1 protein-coding gene is annotated in these 671 nt (G+C 40.2%); it reads left to right on the forward strand.

Annotated features, from left to right (window positions below):
• The first annotated feature begins 221 nt into the window (after positions 1-221).
• On the forward strand, positions 222-629 hold the full coding sequence (locus tag Q1A70_RS20240) for a hypothetical protein (RefSeq protein WP_299695847.1): 408 nt from the start codon (positions 222-224) through the stop codon (positions 627-629).
• The last annotated feature ends 42 nt before the right edge of the window (positions 630-671 follow it).

Consider the following 671-nt stretch of genomic DNA (forward strand, 5'->3'; position numbering starts at 1 on the left):
GAGGCTGTCCATAGCGTCTTTTTTCACGAAGAAGTAACAGCCTCAATTAGATCATATTTTTACTTAGATTGGTATTACAATCACAGAAGCAGGATGATCGCTTACATTTAGGTTGTATACCTTCCATAAGTCATACTTCTAAGCGTTTGAGTGAAGAAAAGCATTGGAGTGAAGCGTTAGAACACTTTCTAGAGTTCAAAGAGGTTTAAGGGGTCAGTGCATTGACTGTCCATCAGTTGAAACAGCGCATTACCTTTTTCTTTGAGAGCACAGCGCTATCTGGTTTATCAACAATAACTGCGATGACACTGATGGAGTACATTAAGACTCTCAATAGCTCTAGTCTTTCAGCAAAAAGCTGTAAAGATTATTACGCGGCGTTAAGTCAATTTATACGTTGGTGTGCGACCATGTCTTTGATTGAAAGAAACGTGTCTGCAGATATCAAAGCGACTTTCAAGAAGTCTATAAAAGCTGATAAGCAGCGCTCAAGGTGGTCAGAGAGTCAGCTTTCAACACTCTTCTCATCTGAGCAGTTTCAGCAAGTGGATAATGGTTTCTACTGGGTTACTTTATTGCTCACGTATATGGGTATGATACCAATCTGGAAAATTAACTGGTCAGGTTAATCCAGTCTCTGGTGCACATTTTGGTAACTCTGTCTGCACGCT

It is taken from the genome of uncultured Vibrio sp., assembly GCF_947488985.1.
Taxonomy (GTDB): Bacteria; Pseudomonadota; Gammaproteobacteria; order Enterobacterales; family Vibrionaceae; genus Vibrio.